Below are 18793 nucleotides of genomic sequence, written 5' to 3'. Positions count from 1 at the left end.
CGCGGGAGGCGCCCATGAATGATTCACAGAAGACACCCAAGTCATCCAGACGGCACACGGGCGGGGCGGGCGAGCGGCCGGCCCCTGTCGAGGTCCTGCGTGAGGCACGGACCCAACTCGCCGAACTCACCGGCATGAACGCGGAGACGGTGACGTCCTTCGAGCAGACGGAGGACGGCTGGACGCTCGAGGTCGAGGTCCTGGAGCTGGCCCGCGTACCCGACACGATGAGTCTCATCGCGAGCTACCGAGTCGATCTTGACCCCCAGGGACAGCTCACCGGATACCGGCGCACGCGCCGCTACGAACGTGGGCGCTCCGACGCACACAGGTCCGGCGGTCGGTAGGCCGCCCGCCCACACCCAGTACCCCGCCCCGAGACAAGGAGGAACGGTCGGTATGACCGTTGTCCCCGCACAGCAGACCGGCGGAGGCGGCAGCAGCGGCCTCTACGACGTCCTGGAACTCGTCCTCGACAGGGGGCTCGTCATTGACGCGTTCATACGGGTCTCCCTGGTCGGCATCGAAATCCTGAAGATCGACATCCGGGTCGTCGTCGCCAGTGTCGACACGTATCTGCGCTTCGCCGAGGCGTGCAATCGGCTGGACCTGGAGGCCGGGCCGAGCAAGAGCCCCGGTCTGCCCGACGTCGTCGGTGAGGTCACCGAGTCCGGCGCGCGCGGCAAGTCCAAGGGCGCGCTGTCCGGCGCCGCCGAGACCGTCTCGGAGGCCTTCAAGCAAGCGCGCGACGAAGGCGAGCGCGAGCCCAGGCAGCGTGCCCGCAAGTCCACCACGGCGCGCAGGAAGGAGGAGCAGGAGTGAGTACGTACGTGTACGGGATCACCGCGAGCTCGCACCGTGCGCTTCCGAAGGACATGGGAGGCGTCGGCGACCCCTCCCGGCCGGTGCGCGTGCTGACGGAGGGCGAACTCGCCGCCCTCGTCAGCGACGCGCCCGAGGGGCTGCGCCCCAAGCGCAGGGAACTGCTCGCCCACTCCAGCGTGCTCGCCGAGGCGGGCGCGGCCGGCTGCGTGCTGCCCATGCGGTTCGGCAGCGTCGCCCCCGACGACGACACCGTCACCGCGGTCCTCGCCGAGCGCGCCGAGCACTACAAGGAGCGGCTGACGGCCCTGGACGGCAAGGTGGAGTACAACGTCAAGGCGTCCCACGCCGAAGAGGCCGTCCTGCACCGCGTGCTCGCCGAGAACCCGGAGATCCGGGCCATGACCGAGGCCAACCGGCAGTCCGGCGGCGGCAGCTACGAGCAGCGGCTGCGGCTCGGCGAGATGGTCGTCGCCGCCGTCAAGGCCCGGGAGGCCGAGGACGCGACCGATGTGCGGCACACCCTGGAACCGGCCGCCGCGGCGGTCAGCGTGGGCCCCGAGTCCACCGGCTGGCTCGCCAACGTGTCGTTCCTGGTGGACCGCGACGAGGTCGAGACGTTCCTCACCGCGGTGGAACAGCTCCGCGAGGGCCATCCGCACCTCGAACTGCGGGTCAACGGCCCGCTCCCGCCGTACAGCTTCGTCGAGCCCGGTCCCGCCGAGCCCGCGGACAGCATGTCCGGCGGCGGAGCAGCGAAGGAGTGAGGCCGTGGGACTGATCGGAGAGGTGCTCCTGCTGCCGTTCGCCCCGGTGCGCGGCAGCGCATGGGTCATCAGACAGGTGCTGCACGAGGCCGAACGCCGCTACTACGACCCGACTGCGGTGCGGGCTGAACTGGCGCGGTTGGAGCAGCAGTTGACCGCAGGCGAGATCGAGGAGGAGGAGTTCGACCGCCGCGAGGACGAACTTCTCGACCGACTCGAGATCGGCCTGCGCGCAGGGTACGGAGACAGCGACGGGACGGCATGATGAACCGAGTGGGACTGGGCCTCGCGATAGGGGCCGGATACGTCCTCGGACGGACGAGGAAACTGAAACTGGCGTTGGCCGTCGGCGGCGTCGTGGCCGGCAAGCGGATGCGTCTGAGCCCGCGGGCCGTCGCGGACCTGGTGTCCCAACAGCTCCAGGACAACCCCCAGTTCAAGGAGATCGGGGACCAGCTGCGCGAGGATCTGCGCGGCGTCGGCCAAGCGGCGTCCGGCGCCCTGGTCGAGCGCCGGCTCGACGCGCTCGCCGACCGGCTGCACGGACGCACGGCCGACGTGCGTGACAAGCTGTCGGACGCTGTGCCGACACCGGACAGCGGCGAGCAGGACGAGGAGGAAGCCGCGGAAGCCGCGGCACAGACCGAGGAGGAGACCGAAGGCGAGGCCGAGGAAGAAGAGCCGCGCGCGCGGGACGAGGAGCCGTCCCGGAAGGGGACGGCGAAGCGGGCCTCGGCGCAGCAGGCCGCCAGGAAGCCGACGCAGAAGGCTTCCACGAAGAAGGCTTCCACGAAGAAGACGGCGGCGAGGAAGACCGCTGCCGGGAGGACAGCGCCCAGGAAAACGGCGGAGAAGCGGAGCGGGACCGCTCGCGGGGGCCGGGCGCGCCAGTCGAAGGGCGGTGCCGGGTGATGACCAAGACACTCGGATCCGCGAGCTCCGCGGCCCGCGGAGCGGCGAAGCAACCACTCGCCGGGGTGGCCCACAGCGAGGCCGCCGACCGGTTCAAGGCCGAGCTGCAGGAGTACCTCGCCGCACAGACCCAGCGGCTGTTGGTCGGCGCGGGGCACAAACTCGGCGAGGCCACGGTCAAGCTGAACGACATCGCCGAGGGCCGCAGCCCGGGCCTGATCGAGCTCGCCCGCGACGGCGGCCGCAAGCTCGCCGACGGCAAGAGCCCCCTGCGCAGCGCGCTCGAGGTGGGCGCCGCCCACGCCAAGGACAACGTCGTCGGCGCGTTCAAGAGCCTCGGAGACAAGGCCAAGGGCAAGACCAAGGGCAAACGCTCGGCCGGCAACAAGCCCACCGTCATCATCGAGTACGTCGATGTCGGCGTGCCGGTGCGCACCGCGTACGACCAGTGGACCCAGTACCAGGACTTCAGCACCTTCGCCAAGGGTGTGAAGAGCGCGAACCGCGCCGACGACACGACGTCCGACTGGCAGCTCAAGGTCTTCTGGTCCAACCGCAGCTGGAAGGGGCGCACCACCGAGCAGGTGCCGGACGACCGCATCGCCTGGGTCTCGGAGGGCGCCAAGGGCACCACGAAGGGCGTGGTCTCCTTCCACCGCCTCGACGACAGCCTCACCCGCGTCCTGCTGGTCGTCGAGTACTACCCCAAGGGTTTTTTCGAGAAGACCGGCAACCTCTGGCGCGCCCAGGGCCGCCGGGCCCGCCTCGACCTGAAGAACTTCGTCCGCTTCATCACCCTCAAGGGAGAGGCCGAGGACGGCTGGCGCGGCCGGATCCATGACGGCGAGGTCGTCCGCAGCCATGAGGACGCGGTCGCGGAGGAGGAGGAAGAGGGCGAAGAGCCCGAGGGCGAGTACGAGGAGGAGGACGAAGAGGCCGAGGACGCGTACGAGGAGGAGCCCGAGTACGAGGAGGAGCCGGAGCGCGAGGACGAGGACGAGTACGCCGGCGGCGGGAGCCGGCGATGACGATGCCCAGTCGGCTCCCCGAGCCCTATGGCCAGGGCAGCGGAGCCAACCTCGCGGACATCCTGGAAAGGGTGCTCGACAAGGGTGTGGTCATCGCGGGTGACATCCGGATCAATCTGCTCGACATCGAACTCCTCACCGTCAAGCTCCGCCTCATCGTCGCCTCGGTCGACAAGGCGAAGGAGATGGGTATCGACTGGTGGGAGGACGACCCGGCCCTGTCCTCGCGCGCCCGCCGCAACGAACTCGCCCGGGAGAACGCCGAGTTGCGCGAGCGGCTGGCCCGGCTGGAGCCCGGCCGGGAGCAGGAGGAGGCCCCATGACCGGACTGCGCTACGTCTACGCCGTGTGCCGCCCCTTCCGCTCCGCCCTCCAGGCGCAGCTGACCGGGGTGGCCGGGGCGCCGCCGAAGCAGCTGACGCACCACGGCCTGGTCGCCGTCGTCGGCACGGTGCCGGAGGCGGACTTCACCGAGGCGGCGCTGCGCGCCCATCTGGAGGACCTCGACTGGCTCACCGCGACGGCCCGCGCCCATCAGCAGGTCATCGACGCGCTCACGGCCGTCACCACACCGCTGCCGCTGCGGCTCGCCACCGTCTTCCGGGACGACAGCGGCGTACGGACCATGATGGAGGCCCGCGAGGAGGACTTCCGGCGCGTCCTCGACCGGCTGGAGGGGCAGGTGGAGTGGGGCGTCAAGGTGTACGTCGAGACGGACGCCGCCGAATCCGCCGAGGCCGCGGAGCCCGGCCGGCCCGAGGCGAAGGCCGAGTCGGGCCGCGACTATCTGCGCCGGCGCCGTATGCAGACCCGCGCCCGTGAGGACGTATGGCAGCATGCCACCGCGTTCGCCGGACGGCTGCACGAAAAGCTCTCCGCATTCGCCGAGGATTCCCGGCTGCACGCCCCGCAGAGTGCGGCGCTTTCCGGTGCCTCCGGGCAGAATGTGCTCAACGCCGCCTATCTGGTGCCGCGCGCGGATTCCGAGGAATTCGTGGAACTGGTGGACCGGGAGAAGGACGACGCCCCCGGAATACGGGTCGAGCTCACCGGACCGTGGGCGGCGTATTCCTTTACCGGGGAGTTCGGGGAGGATTCGGAGGTGGAGCGGTGACCGTCGTCGAACGACGCGAGATCGCCCTGGTGGACCTGCTCGACCGGCTGCTCGCCGGGGGCGTCGTCGTCACGGGGGACATCACCCTGCGCATCGCCGACGTCGACCTCGTCCGCATCGACCTGAACGCGCTGATCAGCTCCGTCAACGAGCAGGTCCCGTCGCCCTGGGGGGAGTCGTCGTGACCTCACCGCACCACCGGCCGACCCGTCGCGACCGACTGGACCTCGATCCCGACACCGTGGAGCGCGACCTCGTCAAACTCGTCCTGACGGTCGTGGAGTTGCTCCGCCAGCTCATGGAGCGCCAGGCGCTGCGCCGCTTCGACGAGGGCGATCTGAGCGAGGAGCAGGAGGAGCGGATCGGGCTGACGCTGATGCTGCTGGAGGAGCGCATGACCGAGCTGCGCGAGCGCTACGGGCTGCGGCCCGAGGACCTGAATCTGGACCTCGGGCCGCTGGGACCGCTACTTCCCAGGAAGTGAATTCAGGAAGTGAATTCACCTCACCACCGATACCAGCGACCCCTGCCTCCCGCCGCGGTCGTGCCGCGCATCAGGAATCCCAGGAGCCACACGACCAGCACTACGAGCGCGATCCACCACAGGACCTCCAGTGCGAATCCGGCACCGAAGAGAATCACAGCAAGCAGCAGTACGAGCAGAATAGGAACCATAGTCCGACCTCCTGCTCGCCGAGTTTCCAGAAATTCGCGATTCAGGCTTCCTTACGGCACAGAATCTCTCCGTGCAGGACACTGAACCAGCCGTCGTCCCGCCGCCCCCACTCCCGCCATGCCTCCGACACGGCCCGCAGCCGCTCGGCCGTGGCGTGTCCGCCCTCCGTGGCCCGTTCGGCATACGCCGAGGCCAGCGTCCGGTCCGCCCACAGCCCGCTCCACCAGGCCCGCTCCTCGGGCGTCGAGAAGGTCCAGGTGCTCGATGTGGCCGTGACGTCGGTGAGCCCCGCGCGCAGCGCCCAGGACTTCAGCCGGCGCCCGGCGTCCGGCTCGCCGCCGTTGGCGCGGGCGACCCGGCGGTACAGGTCCAGCCAGTCGTCCAGGCCCGCGGACGCCGGATACCAGGTCATGGCGGCGTAGTCCGAGTCGCGGACCGCGATGAGACCGCCCGGCCCGGTGACCCGCCTCATCTCGCGCAGCGCGGCCACCGGGTCGCCCACGTGCTGCAGCACCTGGTGGGCGTGGACCACACAGAACGTGTCGTCGGGGAAGTCCAGCGCGTGCACGTCGGCGACCGCGAAGTCCACGTTGGTCAGACCCCGCCCGGCGGCGGTGGCCCGGGCCTGCTCCAGGATGCCGGGCGCCCGGTCGACGCCCGTGACCTGGCCATCGGGGACCAGGGCCGCCAGGTCGGCGGTGATCGTGCCGGGGCCGCAGCCGACGTCCAGGATCCTCATGCGCGGCTTCAGCGAGCCGAGCAGGTAGGCCGCCGAGTTGGCGGCGGTGCGCCAGGTGTGCGAACGCAGCACGGACTCGTGGTGCCCGTGGGTGTAGACGGCGGTCTCCTGTGTCTTCGACATGCTCGACACCATACGCCCGCATGTCGAATGCTGAGACCTGTGTTCTGTTATGTGGACTGACGAGTGATCAGAAGCCGGTCTGCAGCGGACGGTAGACCGTCAGGGCCTCCGGCAGCTTCTCCAAGGTCACCTCGCCCCCGACCTCGGTGATCTCACCGTCGTAGGCGAGCAGTGCCCCCGGGGTGACGCCCGACAGGTGCAGTCGGCCGACCTGGACCGCCGCGTGGGCCGGGGAGCGGGTCAGCGGGCCCGCGACGGCGGCCGCGAGCAGGCGCAGCGCCGGACGTCGGCCGCCGTGCACCACCCGTACGTCGAGCACGCCGTCCGCGAGATCGAGCCGGCGGGCGGGGGTGAGGCCCAGCCGGTGATAGGTGCCGTTCCCGGCGAACAGCAGCCACAACGGGTGGGCGCGGCCGCCGACCTCGGCGTGCAGCGGGTGCCGTTCCCTGCGCAGGACGCGCAGGGCCGCCAGCACCCCGGCCGGCCAGGAGCCGATCCGGTGCGCGAAGCGGTCGCGCTCACGCACCAGCTCCGGATACACGCCCAGGCTGCAGGTGTTGAGGAACAGTCCCTGCCGGCCGTCGCACCTGAACCGGCCGACGTCCACGCGCACCGCCTCGCCGCGCTGGACGGCCCGGCCCAGATCGTGTTCGTCCTCCACGCCCAGGTCGTAGGCGAAGTGGTTCATCGTGCCGCCGGGCAGCACCGCCAGCGGCAGGCCGTGCCGCAGCGCGGCCTCGGCGGCCGCGTTCACCGTGCCGTCGCCGCCGCACACCCCGAGCACCCGGGCGCGGGCCGCCGCCTCGCGCAACTCGGCGCGGACGCCCGCGGGTTCGCACTCGACGAGCTCCGCGCGCGGCAGCAGATCCAGCAGGGCGTGCACCCGCTCGGCACTGCCCGAGCCCTTGTTGGCCACCACGATCAGGCCGTCCCCGTCCGGCAGCGCCGGAACGTCCGTACGGGGCCGGGCCGGCGGAACCACCCGGTGGCGCGTCGGCACCATGCCCCGTACGGCGAACGCGGCTCCCGCGCCCAGTGCCGCGCCCGCCAGCACATCGCTCGGGAAGTGCACGCCCGTGTACACGCGGGACAGCGCGACCGACCAGGCGACCGGGGCCACCACCACGCCCCAGGCGGGCGACTCCAGGGCCACCCCGGTGGCGAACGCGGCCGCCGACGCGGCGTGCCCGGACGGGAAGGACGTGGTGATCGGCTGCCGCTTCAGCTGCCGGACCATCGGCACCGGATCCAGCAGCGGACGGGGACGGCGCACCGACCGCTTGCCGAGGGTGTTGATGGTCAGTGAGGCCAGGCTCAACGAGGCGACCCCGCGCACCGCCGCCCGGCGGGCCCGGGGCGTGCGGCTGGCGGCGATCGCGGCGGCCGCCGCGAACCACAGCACCCCGTGGTTCGCGCTCCGGCTCAGCCTCGGCAGGATCGGCTCGGCGTACGGCCAGTGCCGCTCGGCGGCGAACTCGAACAACCGGGAGTCGAGTGAGAGGAGCCGGTCGCGCAGGGCATGCCGGCCGGGCTTGGGGACGGTGAGGTCGACGTCTGGGCTCATACAGGGCTGGGTACCCTGAAGTGGCCGATTGCTGTCCGTCCGGCGGTGACCGACACACGGAGGAACCCGTACATGCGCCTGCTCCTCGTCCGTCACGGTCAGACCCCGACCAATGTGGACTACCTGCTGGACACGGCCGTTCCCGGCCCCGGCCTGACCGAACTGGGCTCGCAGCAGGCCGCCGCCCTGCCCGCGGCGCTGGTTGGCGAGGACATCGGGGCGATCTACGCGTCCACGCTGATCCGCACCCAGCTCACCGCCGCGCCGCTGGCCGCGACCCTCGGCCTCGACGTGATCGTCCGCGACGGCATCCGTGAGGTGTCCGCGGGCGACCTGGAGATGCTGCCCGGTGACACCGAGGCCGGGCACGCCTACATGAAGACGGTGTTCGCCTGGGCGGCGGGAGACACGGGCCTGCGGATGCCGGGCGGCGAGAGCGGCGTCGAGGCGCTGGGGCGTTATGACGCCGTGGTGGCGGAGGCCGCCGGCGGTGGGGCCGGGACTGTCGCTCTCGTCAGTCATGGTGCCGCGATTCGGATGTGGACGGCGGCTCGGGCGGACAACGTGGATGTCGCGTTCGCCGCGGCCCATCCCCTGGCCAACACCGGGGTGGTGGTCCTTGAAGGGGCGCCTGGGGAGGGGTGGAAGGTGCTGTCGTGGGCGGGGGCGGTGGTGGCTCCAGCGGGGGAGAGCGGGCCGGCGGGGCAGGTTGTGGACGGGGATGCGCCGTAGGGGCCGCGTCTCGTGGCCCGGCGTTCTGAAATAAGGGTTTGCCCGGGCTCTCCCGTCCCCCGCACAATCCGCCCATGGGACATCTGGAAGCCGCGCACCTCGAGTACTACCTCCCCGACGGGAGGGCGTTGCTCGGCGACGTCTCCTTCCGGGTGGGCGAAGGCGCCGCCGTGGCGCTGGTCGGGCCCAACGGGGCCGGTAAGACGACGCTGCTGCGGCTGATCTCCGGTGAGCTGAAGCCGCACGGCGGCACGGTCACCGTCAGCGGCGGCCTGGGGGTGATGCGGCAGTTCGTGGGGTCCGTACGGGACGAGACGACCGTACGCGACCTGCTCGTGTCGGTCGCGCCGCCCCGGATCCGCGAGGCCGCGAAGGCCGTGGACGTCGCCGAGCACGCCATCATGGCCGTCGACGACGAAGCCGCCCAGCTCAAGTACGCGCAGGCGCTCGCCGACTGGGCCGAGGCGCGGGGCTACGAGGCCGAGACGCTGTGGGACGTGTGCACCACGGCCGCGCTCGGCGTGCCGTACGAGAAGGCGCAGTGGCGGCAGGTGCGCACCCTGTCGGGCGGTGAGCAGAAGCGGCTGGTGCTGGAGGCGCTGCTGCGCGGCACGGACGAGGTGCTGCTGCTCGACGAGCCGGACAACTACCTCGACGTGCCCGGCAAGCGCTGGCTGGAGGAACGGCTCAAGGAGACCCGCAAGACGGTCCTCTTCGTCTCCCACGACCGCGAACTCCTCGCCCGCGCCGCCGAGAAGATCGTGTCGGTGGAGCCCTCGCCGGCGGGCGCCGACGCCTGGGTGCACGGCGGCGGCTTCGCCACGTACCACGAGGCCCGGCGCGCCCGTTTCGCCCGCTTCGAGGAGCTGCGCAGACGCTGGGACGAGAAGCACGCCCAGCTCAAGAAGCTGGTGCTGACACTGCGTCAAGCCGCTGAGAACAGCCCCGACATGGCCTCCCGCTACCGCGCCGCGCAGACCCGGCTGCGCAAGTTCGAGGAGGCCGGACCGCCGCCGGAGCCGCCGCGCGAGCAGGACATCAGGATGCGGCTCAAGGGCGGCCGTACCGGGCTGCGGGCCGTCACCTGCGAGGGGCTGGAGCTCACGGGCCTGATGAAGCCGTTCTCGCTGGAGGTCTTCTACGGCGAACGCGTCGCCGTCCTCGGCTCCAACGGCTCCGGCAAGTCGCACTTCCTGCGCCTGCTCGCGGGCGACGACGTGGCGCACTCGGGGGCGTGGAAGCTGGGGGCACGGGTGGTGCCCGGCCACTTCGCGCAGACGCACGCGCACCCCGAGCTGATCGGGCGGACCCTTCTGGACATCCTGTGGAAGGAGCACGCCCAGGACCGGGGCGCCGCGATGTCCCGGCTGCGCCGCTACGAACTCACCCAGCAGGCCGAGCAGACCTTCGACCGGCTCTCCGGCGGACAGCAGGCCCGCTTCCAGATCCTGCTCCTCGAGCTGGAGGGTGCCACGGCCCTGCTGCTCGACGAGCCGACCGACAACCTCGACCTGGAGTCCGCCGAGGCCCTCCAGGAGGGGCTGGAGTCCTTCGAGGGGACGGTGCTGGCCGTCACCCACGACCGCTGGTTCGCCCGCGCCTTCGACCGCTATCTGGTCTTCGGCGGCGACGGACGGGTACGGGAGACGGCCGAGCCGGTGTGGGACGAGCGACGGGTGGAGCGGGCGCGCTAGCCACGCGGCCGCAGCTCAGGCCCAGCGCAGCAGTGCCCCCGGCCCGCCTGCCGGGTTCCGGGTCGGGGCTGCTGGGGTGACCGGCGTGGTTGCTGTGCCGGTGGTGGCTGCCGGGGTGGTGTGGGTGGAGCGGGTGCGGTGGGCGCGTGGGCTGGGGTTCAGGTCCAGCGCAGTGGGGCCCCGGCCCGTCTGCTGGGTTCCGGGTCGGGGCTGCTGGGGTGACCGGCGTGGTTGCTGTGCCGGTGGTGGCTGCCGGGGCTGGTGGAGCGGCGGGTGCGGTTCATGTCCAGCGCAGCAGGGCGCCCAGCCCGCCTGCCGGGTCCCGGGTCGGGTGCGCCGGGGTGACCGACACGGCCGACGCGCCGGTTGCGACCGCCGAGCGGATCAGGGCGTCGTCGGCGCGGGCCGGCCAGGAGTGCTGTTCGCCGAGGATCCTGAGGTCCGTGCGGCGCACCGCCAGCTGGTCCGGGTCCTCGCCGATCCACACCTCGCGGTGGGCGTCGGGGCCGTCCGGGCGGATCAGCAGCTCGTCGATACGGTGCTCACGGGCGGCCTCGACCAGCGCGGGCACGCCCTCCACCGCTCCGGCGCGCCCCTCGGGACCCGGCTCGCGGGCCGCCAGGAACCGCTCCAGCTCCCGCGTCGCCCGCTGCCGCACATGCTCGGCCCGGGCCTGTGCCACGTCCTCGTCCAGCAGCCTGCTGCCGGTGCCGTGCGGGGCCTCGACCACCAGGTCGTCCAGGCGCTGCGGCAGCCGTTCGCGCACGGTGCGCCGCTCCCGGTCGTCACCGACGAGAACCAGCAGGTCGGCGCGGGTCTCCTCCTGGCAGACGGCGAGCGCGTCGGCGATCTCGGCGGCGTTGTGCTCCCAGGTGTTCTCCACCTTGAGCTGGAAGTGCCGCTCGGACCAGTCGGCCGTGCTCGTACGGTGCACCGGATGCTGCCGGCCGGAGACCTCGCCGACGTCCTGCCGGCCCAGCGCGGTGCGCAGCTCGAAGGCGGCGCCCTTGCGGTCGACGTAGGCCACCACGCAGACCGGGTCCTCGCCGGCCAGCTCCAGCAGCGGCGCGGTGTGCGGCAGCGGGGCCCAGTGGGCGCTGTCGCGCACCGGGGCGCGGGCCAGCGGCGGGTCCAGGACCACCTCACCCGCACGGGCGAAGATCGCGCGGCCGTGCGGCTCGGACGAGTGCTCCAGTTCCTCCAGCGCGCCTTGCACGGCCCGGCAGGTCGCGTCGTCGCAGCCCTGCCCGGCCAGCTCCTGGGACAGGGCCCGGGCCGTCAGGTGCCGCTCGTGCGGCGTGTCCGCCGTGTGGCGGGAGGTGTCGACGTACACGGAGGCCCAGGGCCCCAGGTGTTCGTACAGTGGATGCAGAAAGGCGAGATCCATGGCTCACTCCCGTACACCGCTCGGGGGCTGTCTGCTCGACGGGCGGGTACCCGGACCGCAAGATTGAACACGACGAGCGGGGCACCACCATGACCGGAGTCGACCCTGGCCGGCTGGACGACCAACAGCTCATGAAGGAGCTGGAGACCATCCACCGGACGCGCCACGACACGCTGCTGTACGGCTCGAACGACGCGCTGCGCGCCCACAACGAACGGATGGCGCAGCTGGAGGGCGAGTACCTGCGCCGCAACCCACGCCGCACCGTCGCCTCGGGCCGGACCCGCGACGGCGCCCGCGACCGCGGCTGCGGCACGCCGGCGTCCACCGCGCCGCCGGGGTGACGCCCGAGGGCCGGGCCACCTGCGTGCAGATCGTCGAGAAGGCCTTGAAGTCGCCGGCCGCCGACTGCGAGACGGCCACCTTCTCGTCGGTGGGGACCTTGCCGCCGCGCTCCGGGATGCCGGCGGTCTTCGCGAGCGCCGGCATCCCGGAGGGCTTCAGTGGCGCACCGGTGGGCGGTCCCAGTGGCGGTGGGCCGAGAGGGCCGCGGTGAAGGCGCGCAGGAACTCCTCGCTCGCCGGGCCCGGTGAGGTGTCCGACACCACGCCGTGGTCGCTCACCGGGTGGTGGAACTCGGCGGACAGCCGTACGCCCGCCGGCTCCAGGGACGACAGGACACCCACGCCGGAGCCGAGCGCGCCCACCGGCTTGCCGTGCCGGTAGGCGTTCCGCAGGAAGCGCATCGCGTCCGGGTCCGCGGCCGTGGACGGGGTGCCCACCGGTCCGCCCGGCAGCAGCACCGCGTCGTACAGCACGGAGGCGACGGTCGGCAGCGCCCGGTCCACCGCGAACCGCTCACCGTCGGCACCGGTCACCGCGCCGTCCGCCGGAGCCAGCGCCTCGACGACCGCGCCCTCGGCCGCGAGCGCCTCACGCACCGACGTGATCTGCGTGGTGTCGACGCCGTCGGCGACGAGAACCGCGATCTGCCGGGTGCGGACCGAGCCGTCACCGGGCAGCGCCTCCAGGCTCAGCGCGGGGGAGGACAGCTTGTCGGCCGCCTCCGCGGCGGACGGCTCGGGCACCCCGACGCCGCGCGCGACCCGGGTCGCCAGGTCGCCGTTCACCTTGGCGAGATGCTCGACGGTACGGGCCCGCACCGTCATCGAGCCGACCTTGCCGAGCTCGAACCGGAACGCCGCGACGATGTGCTCCTTCTCCCAGTCCGCCATGCTGTTCCAGAACATCGCGGGCTGGCTGTAGTGGTCCTGGAAACTCGGGCTGCGCCGCCGGATCTTGGCGCCGTCGACCCGCTCGGCGTAGTGCGTGTAGGCACTGCCGTCGACGCCGGCGTGCGCCGGACAGCCGCCGCCGAGGGAGTTCGGGAAGTAGTTCGTGCCCCGGTGGATCGCGCCCTGGTGGTAGCCGTCGCGCTGGTTCGTGCGGACCTCCGCCACCGGCCGGTTCACCGGCAGCTGAGCGAAGTTGGGGCCGCCGAGGCGGATCAACTGGGTGTCCAGATAGGAGAAGTTGCGGGCCTGGAGCAGTGGATCGTTGGTGAAGTCGATGCCCGGGACCACGTTGGCCGTGTGGAAGGCCACCTGCTCGGTCTCGGCGAAGAAGTTCTCCGGGTTGCGGTCCAGCACCATCCGGCCGATCGGCCGCACCGGCACCTGCTCCTCCGGAATGATCTTCGTGGCGTCGAGCAGATCGAAGTCGAAGGCGAACTCGTCCTCCTCCGGCACGAGCTGGACACCCAACTCCCACTCCGGGTACTCGCCGGCCTCGATCGCGTCCCACAGGTCACGCCGGTTGAAGTCCGGGTCACGGCCCTGGCACTCCTGCGCCTCGTCCCACACCAGCGAGTGCACGCCGAGGCGCGGCTTCCAGTGGAACTTCACGAACGTGCCGCGCCCCTCGGCGTTCACGAACCGGAAGGTGTGCACACCGAAGCCCTGCATCATGCGGTAGCTGCGCGGGATCGCCCGGTCCGACATCAGCCACATGATCGCGTGCAGCGTCTCCGGCTGCAGCGACACGAAGTCCCACAGGGAGTCGTGGGCGGAGGCGCCGGTCGGGATGTCGTTGTGCGGCTCCGGCTTCACCGCGTGCACGAAGTCGGGGAACTTGATGCCGTCCTGGATGAAGAAGACCGGGAAGTTGTTCCCGACCAGGTCGTAGTTCCCCTCCGAGGTGTAGAACTTGGTCGCGAACCCGCGCACGTCCCGCACCGTGTCCGCCGATCCCTTCGGACCCTGCACCGTGGAGAACCGCACGAACACCGGGGTCCGCACCGACGGATCCTGGAGGAAGGCCGCACGGGTGAACTCCGCGCAGGACTCGTACGGTTCGAAATAGCCGTACGCCCCCGCGCCCCGCGCGTGCACCACCCGCTCGGGGATCCGCTCGTGGTCGAAGTGGGTGAGCTTCTCCCGGAAGTGGAAGTCCTCCATCAGCGTCGGCCCGCGTTCGCCGCCGGCGAGCGAGTCGTCGGTGTGGTCGACCTCCACACCCTGGTCGGTGGTGAGCGGCCCGCCCGTCGGGTCGTCCGCCCGGAAGAACTCCCGCTGCTCCTGCTTGCGGTCTCCCATCAGACAGCCTCCTTCGACGTCCTGGCGAACACGTCGAGGAACGTCTCGCAGAACGCCTTCAGATCGTCCGGCTTACGGCTGGTGACCAGCCTGTTCGGACCGTGGTCGCAGATCCGCACCTGCTCGTCGACCCAGGTGCCGCCCGCGTTGCGGATATCGGTCCGCAGGCTCGGCCAGGAGGTCAGCACCCGGCCGCGTACGACGTCGGCCTCCACCAGCGTCCATGCGGCATGGCAGATCGCCGCGACGGGCAGGCCCTGCTCGAAGAAGTCCCGTACGAAGGCGACGGCCTTGCGGTTCGTGCGCAGATAGTCCGGGTTGGCGACCCCGCCGGGCAGGACCAGCCCGCCGAAGGAGCCGGCCGACGTCTCGCCCACGACCTCCTGCACGGGGAACTTCTCCGCCTTGTCGAGATGGTGGAACGCCTGGATCGAGCCCGGCCTGGTCGACACGAGCACCGGTTCGTGCCCCGCGTCCACCACCGCCCGCCACGGATCGGTGAGCTCGACCTGCTCGACGCCCTCGGGCGCGGTCAGAAAAGCGATACGCATGATGTCCCTACGTCCTTCCGTCATTCGTCCGGAACGGCGCGGCTGATCTCGGCCAGCGCCGAGCCGGGATCCCGGGCCTCGGCCAGGTCCCCGAGGCTGACGACACCGACCGGCAGACCGTCCTCGACCACCGGCAGCCGCCGCACGGCGTGCTCGCGCATCAGCGAGACCGCCACCGACAGCCGCTCGCCCGGGCCGATCACCACCGGGTCCCGGGTGCACACCGACCGGGCGCTCACCGTCAGCGGATCGACGCCGTCGGCGACCGCGCGCACCGTGATGTCACGGTCGGTGAGCACACCGAGTACGTCCTGCCCGTCGGCCACGACCACATCGCCGATGTCCTGCGCGCGCATGAGCTGCGCCGCCTCGACGAGCGAGGCGTCCGGGCGTACGGCGACGACGCCGGCCGTCATGACGTCCCTCACGAACTCAGCCATCGCCGGCCCCTCCTGCACGGTCCGGGCCGCGCCGCTAGGCGTTCCTCCGCCGGGAGCGCGGCCGGCCCTCCCCGGTCAGGGCCTCGGCCAGTTCCTGGACATTGGCGTAGCGCGTCCCGCGCGGCAGCCGCTCCAACGACTCGACAAGGGCGTCGGGCGCATACCCGCGGCGCAGCTCACTGATCAGGTCCCGGGGGCCCGCCGGGAAGGCGCTGCGGCCCAGGATCCGCGCCAGCTCCAGCCGGACCGTCTCCAACGATGCCGCCGACGGCCCCGGCCACCCCACGGGCCCGCCCGCGACCTGCGGATCGTCCTCGGCGGACGGCTCCGGATCGTGCCACTCCTCGGTCCGCGTGGGGTGCCCGGACCGCAGCAGTCCCTGGAGCTCGTGCTTCATCTCGTCGTCGCGGTGAACGCTCAGCCGGTCACTGCCTCGCTGCATGACTCCCTCCAGATCTTCGGGGGTGCGCACCGCGTACCCGATGAGAAGGAGCCGACACAGGGTTTGCACTTCTGAAGACGGGTGACCCGGCCCTCACCCCCCGCGCACATTCTGGGGAAGGACCAGGCCATGGCACTGCTCGCTGTGCTCCTCCCGCTCCTGATGCTCGGCGTGGTGCTCGCGCTGGGGCGTTACGAGGAACTGCTGCTCCCGGAGAAGGACGAGGACCGGCCCGAAGGGGCGGCGCTGGGGCACTGACGGGGGAGGGCGGCCGTCAGTCCCGCCTCTTCTCCCGCCCCGGCAGGAACTCCTGCATCTTGGCCTTGAACCCCTGGCGGACCATCGACCCCCGGTCCGCGTCACCCTTCAGGATCGATGCGGCCGTCGCCTCCATCTGCTCCCAGGTGGCGTGCGGCGGGATCGGCGGTACGGCCGGGTCGGTGAGGAACTCGACGACCGCGGGGCCGTCCGCCTCCAGGCCCGCGCGCCAGCCGGACTCGACGTCCTCGGGCTTCTCCACGCGGATGCCGGTCAGGCCCAGGGAGCGGGCGAACGCGGCGTACTGGACGTCGGGGATCTCCTGGGACGGCAGGAAGGAAGGGGCGCCCTCCATGGCGCGCATCTCCCAGGTGACCTGGTTGAGGTCGTGGTTGTTGAACACGCCCACGACCAGGCGCGGGTCGTCCCACAGGTCCTTGTACTTCGCGGCCGTGATCAGCTCCGCCAGCCCGTTCATCTGCATCGCCCCGTCCCCGACCAGCGCGATCGCCGGACGGTCCGGGTGGGCGAACTTGGCGCCGATCGCGTACGGCACACCGCAGCCCATCGTCGCCAGCGTCCCGGACAGCGATGCGCGCATGCCGGGCCGCATGGTCAGATGGCGGGCGTACCAGTTGGCCGCCGAGCCGGAGTCCGAGGAGACGATCGCGTCGGCCGGCAGCAGCGGGTCCAGGGCGCGGGCGACGTACTCCGGGTTGATCGGGTCGGCCGACAGATGCGCCCGCCGCTCCATCACCTCGCCCCAGCGCACCACGTTGTCGCACACCGTGTCGTACCACTCGCGGCCCCGCTCCTCCGACTCGATCAGCGGGATCAGCCGCCGCAGCGTCGCCCCGGCGTCGCCGACGAGATTCACCTCGTACGGATACCGCATCCCGACCATGTGCGGATCGATGTCGATCTGCACCCCCCGCGCCTTGCCGAACTCCGGCAGGAACTGGGTGTACGGGAAGGACGACCCGATGGTCAGCAACGTGTCGCAGTCCCGCATGAGTTCATACGACGGACGGGTGCCCAGCAGGCCGATCGAGCCGGTGACATACGGCAGTTCATCGCTCAGGACGTCCTTGCCCAGCAGCGCCTTCGCCACCCCGGCACCCAGCAGTTCGGCGATCCGCTCCACCTCGTCCCGGGCGCCGGACGCGCCCTGGCCGACCAGGATCGCCACCTTGTCGCCGGAGTTGAGGATCTCCGCCGCCCTGCGGACCGAGTCGTCCGAGGGGACCGCCGTCCAGGAACTGCGGTCCAGGCTGGACGGCACCATCTTGAACTCGTGCGTGGGCGGGGAGTAGTCCAGCTCCTGGACATCGCCCGGGATGATGATCGCCGTGGGCGCGCGGCGTGCGTACGCGGTGCGGACAGCCCGGTCCAGGACGTTCGGCAACTGCTCGGGGACCGTCACCGTCTCCACGAAGTCCGAGGCGACGTCCTTGAACAGGGTGTGCAGATCCACCTCCTGCTGGTACGAGCCGCCCATCGCGGTGCGGTGCGTCTGGCCGACGATCGCCAGCACCGGGACGTGGTCGAGCTTGGCGTCGTACAGGCCGTTCAGAAGGTGGATCGCGCCGGGCCCGGACGTCGCGGCGCACACTCCGAGACGGCCGCTGAACTTGGCGTAGCCGACCGCCTGGAACGCGGACATCTCCTCGTGCCGGGACTGGATGAAACGGGGCTCGTTCTCGGCCCGGCCCCAGGCCGCGAGCAGGCCGTTGATGCCGTCGCCGGGATAGCCGAAGACATGGTCCACACCCCACTCGCGCAGGCGCTGCAGGACGTGGTCGGCGACCTTGGTGCTCATGCGGGACCTCCTGGTTCCGAGGGACTGCGCGGCACCGCTACGAGTGACCCGGCGCGCGGTCGGAAAACCCTGGCCGGTGTTTGAGGACTGTGAGTGAGGGCAGGCGGACAACCAGTGCTTCGGACAGGAGGCACGTCCGTGGGATCGGTGGTTTCCCACCACGGGTGTGTCCGGTCCCGGTATACGCCCACCCTCCCACGGTGACCGTCCAAGCCAGAGCACAACCAAGGGAGTTGCTACGCAACATGCCCACTTCAGTGAGCGCGAAGCACCACCCGCACGACGACGCCCCCGACACCGCCGACGACTTTCGCAGGCTCGCCTCGCTGCCCGAGGGGCAGCAGCGCGACACCGTCCGCGAACGGATCGTCGAGGCCTGGCTGCCCATGGCCGACCGGCTCGCCGGCCGGTTCCGCAGCCGTGGCGAGAGCTTCGAGGACCTGCGACAGGTCGCGGCGCTCGGCCTGGTCAAGGCCGTCGACCGGTACGACCCCGAGCGCGGCAACGCCTTCGAGAGCTACGCCGTGCCCACCATCACCGGCGAGATCAAGCGGCACTTCCGCGACCACATGTGGACGCTGCACGTGCCGCGCCGGGTGCAGGACCTGCGCAACCGTGTGCGGTTCGCCGTACAGGACCTGCAGACCGTCTCGGGCCGCAGGCCCAGCGCGGCCGAGATCGCCGAGCACGCGGACATGAGCGAGGCCGATGTCCGCGTCGGGCTCGAGGCGCTGGAGAGTTTCACCGCCCTGTCGCTGGACGCGGAGCTGCCCGGCAGCGACGACGGGTACTCGCTGAGTGACGCGCTGGGGTCGGCCGACCCCGCGCTGGACACGGTCGTGGACCGTGAGGCCGTCAAGCCGCGGATCGCCGCGCTGCCCGAGCGGGAGCGGGCGATTCTGTACATGCGGTTCTTCGGGGACATGACGCAGAGCAGGATCGCGGAGCAACTGGGGATCTCGCAGATGCATGTGTCCCGGCTCATCAGCCGGTGTTGTCACCGGGTGCGCGAGCAGGTTCTGAGCGACGTGGCCTGAGAAAGGCCGTCACCCACTCGGCCGTCCTGCATCCCGCGAATGGTGTCCGGCCGCGCGCGGCCGGGCGCCGGGCGGGCTGTCATGGCTGCGGGGG

General features: G+C 71.4%; 25 protein-coding genes. 15 read left to right on the top strand and 10 right to left on the bottom strand.

Going from position 1 to position 18793, the window contains the following annotated elements:
- Positions 1–14 precede the first annotated feature (14 nt).
- Genes IM697_RS30100 through IM697_RS30055 form a run of 10 tightly spaced genes read left to right on the top strand, consistent with a single transcriptional unit; the run spans position 15 to position 5127 of the window.
- Entirely contained in the window at positions 15–347 is a 333-nt protein-coding gene (locus IM697_RS30100) for a gas vesicle protein GvpO (protein WP_194039241.1), read from the top strand.
- Positions 348–399: 52 nt separating this feature from the next.
- Positions 400–822 (top strand): gas vesicle structural protein GvpA, encoded by a 423-nt coding sequence (locus IM697_RS30095; RefSeq protein WP_194039240.1) that lies wholly within the window; start codon positions 400–402, stop codon positions 820–822.
- Positions 819–1589: a GvpL/GvpF family gas vesicle protein gene (locus tag IM697_RS30090; RefSeq protein ID WP_194039239.1), complete on the top strand. Its 771-nt coding sequence runs from the start codon at positions 819–821 to the stop codon at positions 1587–1589. The genes IM697_RS30095 and IM697_RS30090 overlap by 4 nt, the downstream gene beginning before the upstream one ends.
- Before the next feature lie 4 nt (positions 1590–1593).
- Positions 1594–1854: a gas vesicle protein GvpG gene (locus IM697_RS30085; protein WP_194039238.1), complete on the top strand. Its 261-nt coding sequence runs from the start codon at positions 1594–1596 to the stop codon at positions 1852–1854.
- Positions 1854–2501 (top strand): DNA primase, encoded by a 648-nt coding sequence (locus tag IM697_RS30080; protein ID WP_194049940.1) that lies wholly within the window; start codon positions 1854–1856, stop codon positions 2499–2501. Before IM697_RS30085 ends, IM697_RS30080 begins: the two co-directional genes overlap by 1 nt.
- Positions 2501–3529: an SRPBCC family protein gene (locus IM697_RS30075; protein ID WP_194039237.1), complete on the top strand. Its 1029-nt coding sequence runs from the start codon at positions 2501–2503 to the stop codon at positions 3527–3529. Before IM697_RS30080 ends, IM697_RS30075 begins: the two co-directional genes overlap by 1 nt.
- Positions 3526–3852, top strand: coding sequence for a gas vesicle protein (locus IM697_RS30070; RefSeq protein ID WP_194039236.1), 327 nt, complete (start codon positions 3526–3528; stop codon positions 3850–3852). The genes IM697_RS30075 and IM697_RS30070 overlap by 4 nt, the downstream gene beginning before the upstream one ends.
- Positions 3849–4643: a GvpL/GvpF family gas vesicle protein gene (locus IM697_RS30065; protein ID WP_194039235.1), complete on the top strand. Its 795-nt coding sequence runs from the start codon at positions 3849–3851 to the stop codon at positions 4641–4643. The genes IM697_RS30070 and IM697_RS30065 overlap by 4 nt, the downstream gene beginning before the upstream one ends.
- Complete coding sequence (locus IM697_RS30060; RefSeq protein ID WP_194039234.1) at positions 4640–4828, top strand: gas vesicle protein; 189 nt, start codon at positions 4640–4642, stop codon at positions 4826–4828. Before IM697_RS30065 ends, IM697_RS30060 begins: the two co-directional genes overlap by 4 nt.
- Complete coding sequence (locus IM697_RS30055) at positions 4825–5127, top strand: gas vesicle protein K (protein ID WP_194039233.1); 303 nt, start codon at positions 4825–4827, stop codon at positions 5125–5127. The genes IM697_RS30060 and IM697_RS30055 overlap by 4 nt, the downstream gene beginning before the upstream one ends.
- Before the next feature lie 20 nt (positions 5128–5147).
- Here IM697_RS30055 and IM697_RS30050 read toward each other — a convergent pair whose 3' ends face one another.
- From IM697_RS30050 to IM697_RS30040, 3 genes are all read right to left on the bottom strand, one after another.
- On the bottom strand, positions 5148–5318 hold the full coding sequence (locus IM697_RS30050) for a hydrophobic protein (RefSeq protein ID WP_194039232.1): 171 nt from the start codon (positions 5316–5318) through the stop codon (positions 5148–5150).
- A gap of 41 nt (positions 5319–5359) precedes the next feature.
- The gene (locus IM697_RS30045; RefSeq protein WP_194039231.1) at positions 5360–6181 is read right to left on the bottom strand and encodes a class I SAM-dependent methyltransferase; all 822 of its coding nucleotides are present in this window, start codon (positions 6179–6181) and stop codon (positions 5360–5362) included.
- 67 nt (positions 6182–6248) lie between these two features.
- Positions 6249–7745, bottom strand: coding sequence for a bifunctional phosphatase PAP2/diacylglycerol kinase family protein (locus IM697_RS30040; protein ID WP_194039230.1), 1497 nt, complete (start codon positions 7743–7745; stop codon positions 6249–6251).
- 72 nt (positions 7746–7817) lie between these two features.
- Between IM697_RS30040 and IM697_RS30035 the strand changes: the two genes are divergently transcribed.
- Positions 7818–8477, top strand: a complete 660-nt coding sequence (locus IM697_RS30035; RefSeq protein ID WP_194039229.1) for a histidine phosphatase family protein — start codon at positions 7818–7820, stop codon at positions 8475–8477.
- A gap of 74 nt (positions 8478–8551) precedes the next feature.
- Positions 8552–10171: an ABC-F family ATP-binding cassette domain-containing protein gene (locus IM697_RS30030; protein ID WP_194039228.1), complete on the top strand. Its 1620-nt coding sequence runs from the start codon at positions 8552–8554 to the stop codon at positions 10169–10171.
- 158 nt (positions 10172–10329) lie between these two features.
- Here the strand turns inward: IM697_RS30030 and IM697_RS45600 are convergent, their stop codons facing one another.
- Together IM697_RS45600 and IM697_RS30025 are read right to left on the bottom strand one after the other, a co-directional pair.
- A complete protein-coding gene (locus tag IM697_RS45600; protein ID WP_265582682.1) occupies positions 10330–10455 on the bottom strand; it encodes a hypothetical protein in 126 nt (41 codons plus the stop codon).
- On the bottom strand, positions 10452–11558 hold the full coding sequence (locus IM697_RS30025; protein WP_194039227.1) for a baeRF2 domain-containing protein: 1107 nt from the start codon (positions 11556–11558) through the stop codon (positions 10452–10454). The genes IM697_RS45600 and IM697_RS30025 overlap by 4 nt, the downstream gene beginning before the upstream one ends.
- A gap of 89 nt (positions 11559–11647) precedes the next feature.
- Between IM697_RS30025 and IM697_RS30020 the strand changes: the two genes are divergently transcribed.
- The gene (locus IM697_RS30020) at positions 11648–11902 is read left to right on the top strand and encodes a DUF6158 family protein (RefSeq protein ID WP_194039226.1); all 255 of its coding nucleotides are present in this window, start codon (positions 11648–11650) and stop codon (positions 11900–11902) included.
- Between the two features lie 156 nt (positions 11903–12058).
- On the opposite strand, the gene IM697_RS30015 is transcribed toward IM697_RS30020, so the two are convergent.
- Genes IM697_RS30015 through IM697_RS30000 form a run of 4 tightly spaced genes read right to left on the bottom strand, consistent with a single transcriptional unit; the run spans position 12059 to position 15585 of the window.
- A complete protein-coding gene (locus tag IM697_RS30015) occupies positions 12059–14152 on the bottom strand; it encodes a catalase (protein WP_194039225.1) in 2094 nt (697 codons plus the stop codon).
- Positions 14152–14703, bottom strand: a complete 552-nt coding sequence (locus tag IM697_RS30010; RefSeq protein WP_194039224.1) for a type 1 glutamine amidotransferase domain-containing protein — start codon at positions 14701–14703, stop codon at positions 14152–14154. The genes IM697_RS30015 and IM697_RS30010 overlap by 1 nt, the downstream gene beginning before the upstream one ends.
- Before the next feature lie 20 nt (positions 14704–14723).
- Positions 14724–15143: a CBS domain-containing protein gene (locus IM697_RS30005; RefSeq protein WP_194039223.1), complete on the bottom strand. Its 420-nt coding sequence runs from the start codon at positions 15141–15143 to the stop codon at positions 14724–14726.
- 34 nt (positions 15144–15177) lie between these two features.
- Entirely contained in the window at positions 15178–15585 is a 408-nt protein-coding gene (locus IM697_RS30000; RefSeq protein WP_194039222.1) for a DUF2795 domain-containing protein, read from the bottom strand.
- A 129-nt stretch (positions 15586–15714) separates the two neighbouring features.
- Between IM697_RS30000 and IM697_RS45595 the strand changes: the two genes are divergently transcribed.
- On the top strand, positions 15715–15843 hold the full coding sequence (locus tag IM697_RS45595; protein ID WP_265582681.1) for a hypothetical protein: 129 nt from the start codon (positions 15715–15717) through the stop codon (positions 15841–15843).
- A gap of 16 nt (positions 15844–15859) precedes the next feature.
- Here IM697_RS45595 and IM697_RS29995 read toward each other — a convergent pair whose 3' ends face one another.
- Complete coding sequence (locus tag IM697_RS29995) at positions 15860–17662, bottom strand: thiamine pyrophosphate-requiring protein (protein WP_194039221.1); 1803 nt, start codon at positions 17660–17662, stop codon at positions 15860–15862.
- A gap of 245 nt (positions 17663–17907) precedes the next feature.
- On the opposite strand from IM697_RS29995, the gene IM697_RS29990 reads away from it, so the two are divergent.
- Positions 17908–18699, top strand: coding sequence for an RNA polymerase sigma factor SigF (locus IM697_RS29990; protein ID WP_194039220.1), 792 nt, complete (start codon positions 17908–17910; stop codon positions 18697–18699).
- The last annotated feature ends 94 nt before the right edge of the window (positions 18700–18793 follow it).

It is taken from the genome of Streptomyces ferrugineus, assembly GCF_015160855.1.
Taxonomy (GTDB): domain Bacteria; phylum Actinomycetota; class Actinomycetes; order Streptomycetales; family Streptomycetaceae; genus Streptomyces; species Streptomyces ferrugineus.
This window is presented reverse-complemented; position numbering and strand designations above follow the sequence as displayed.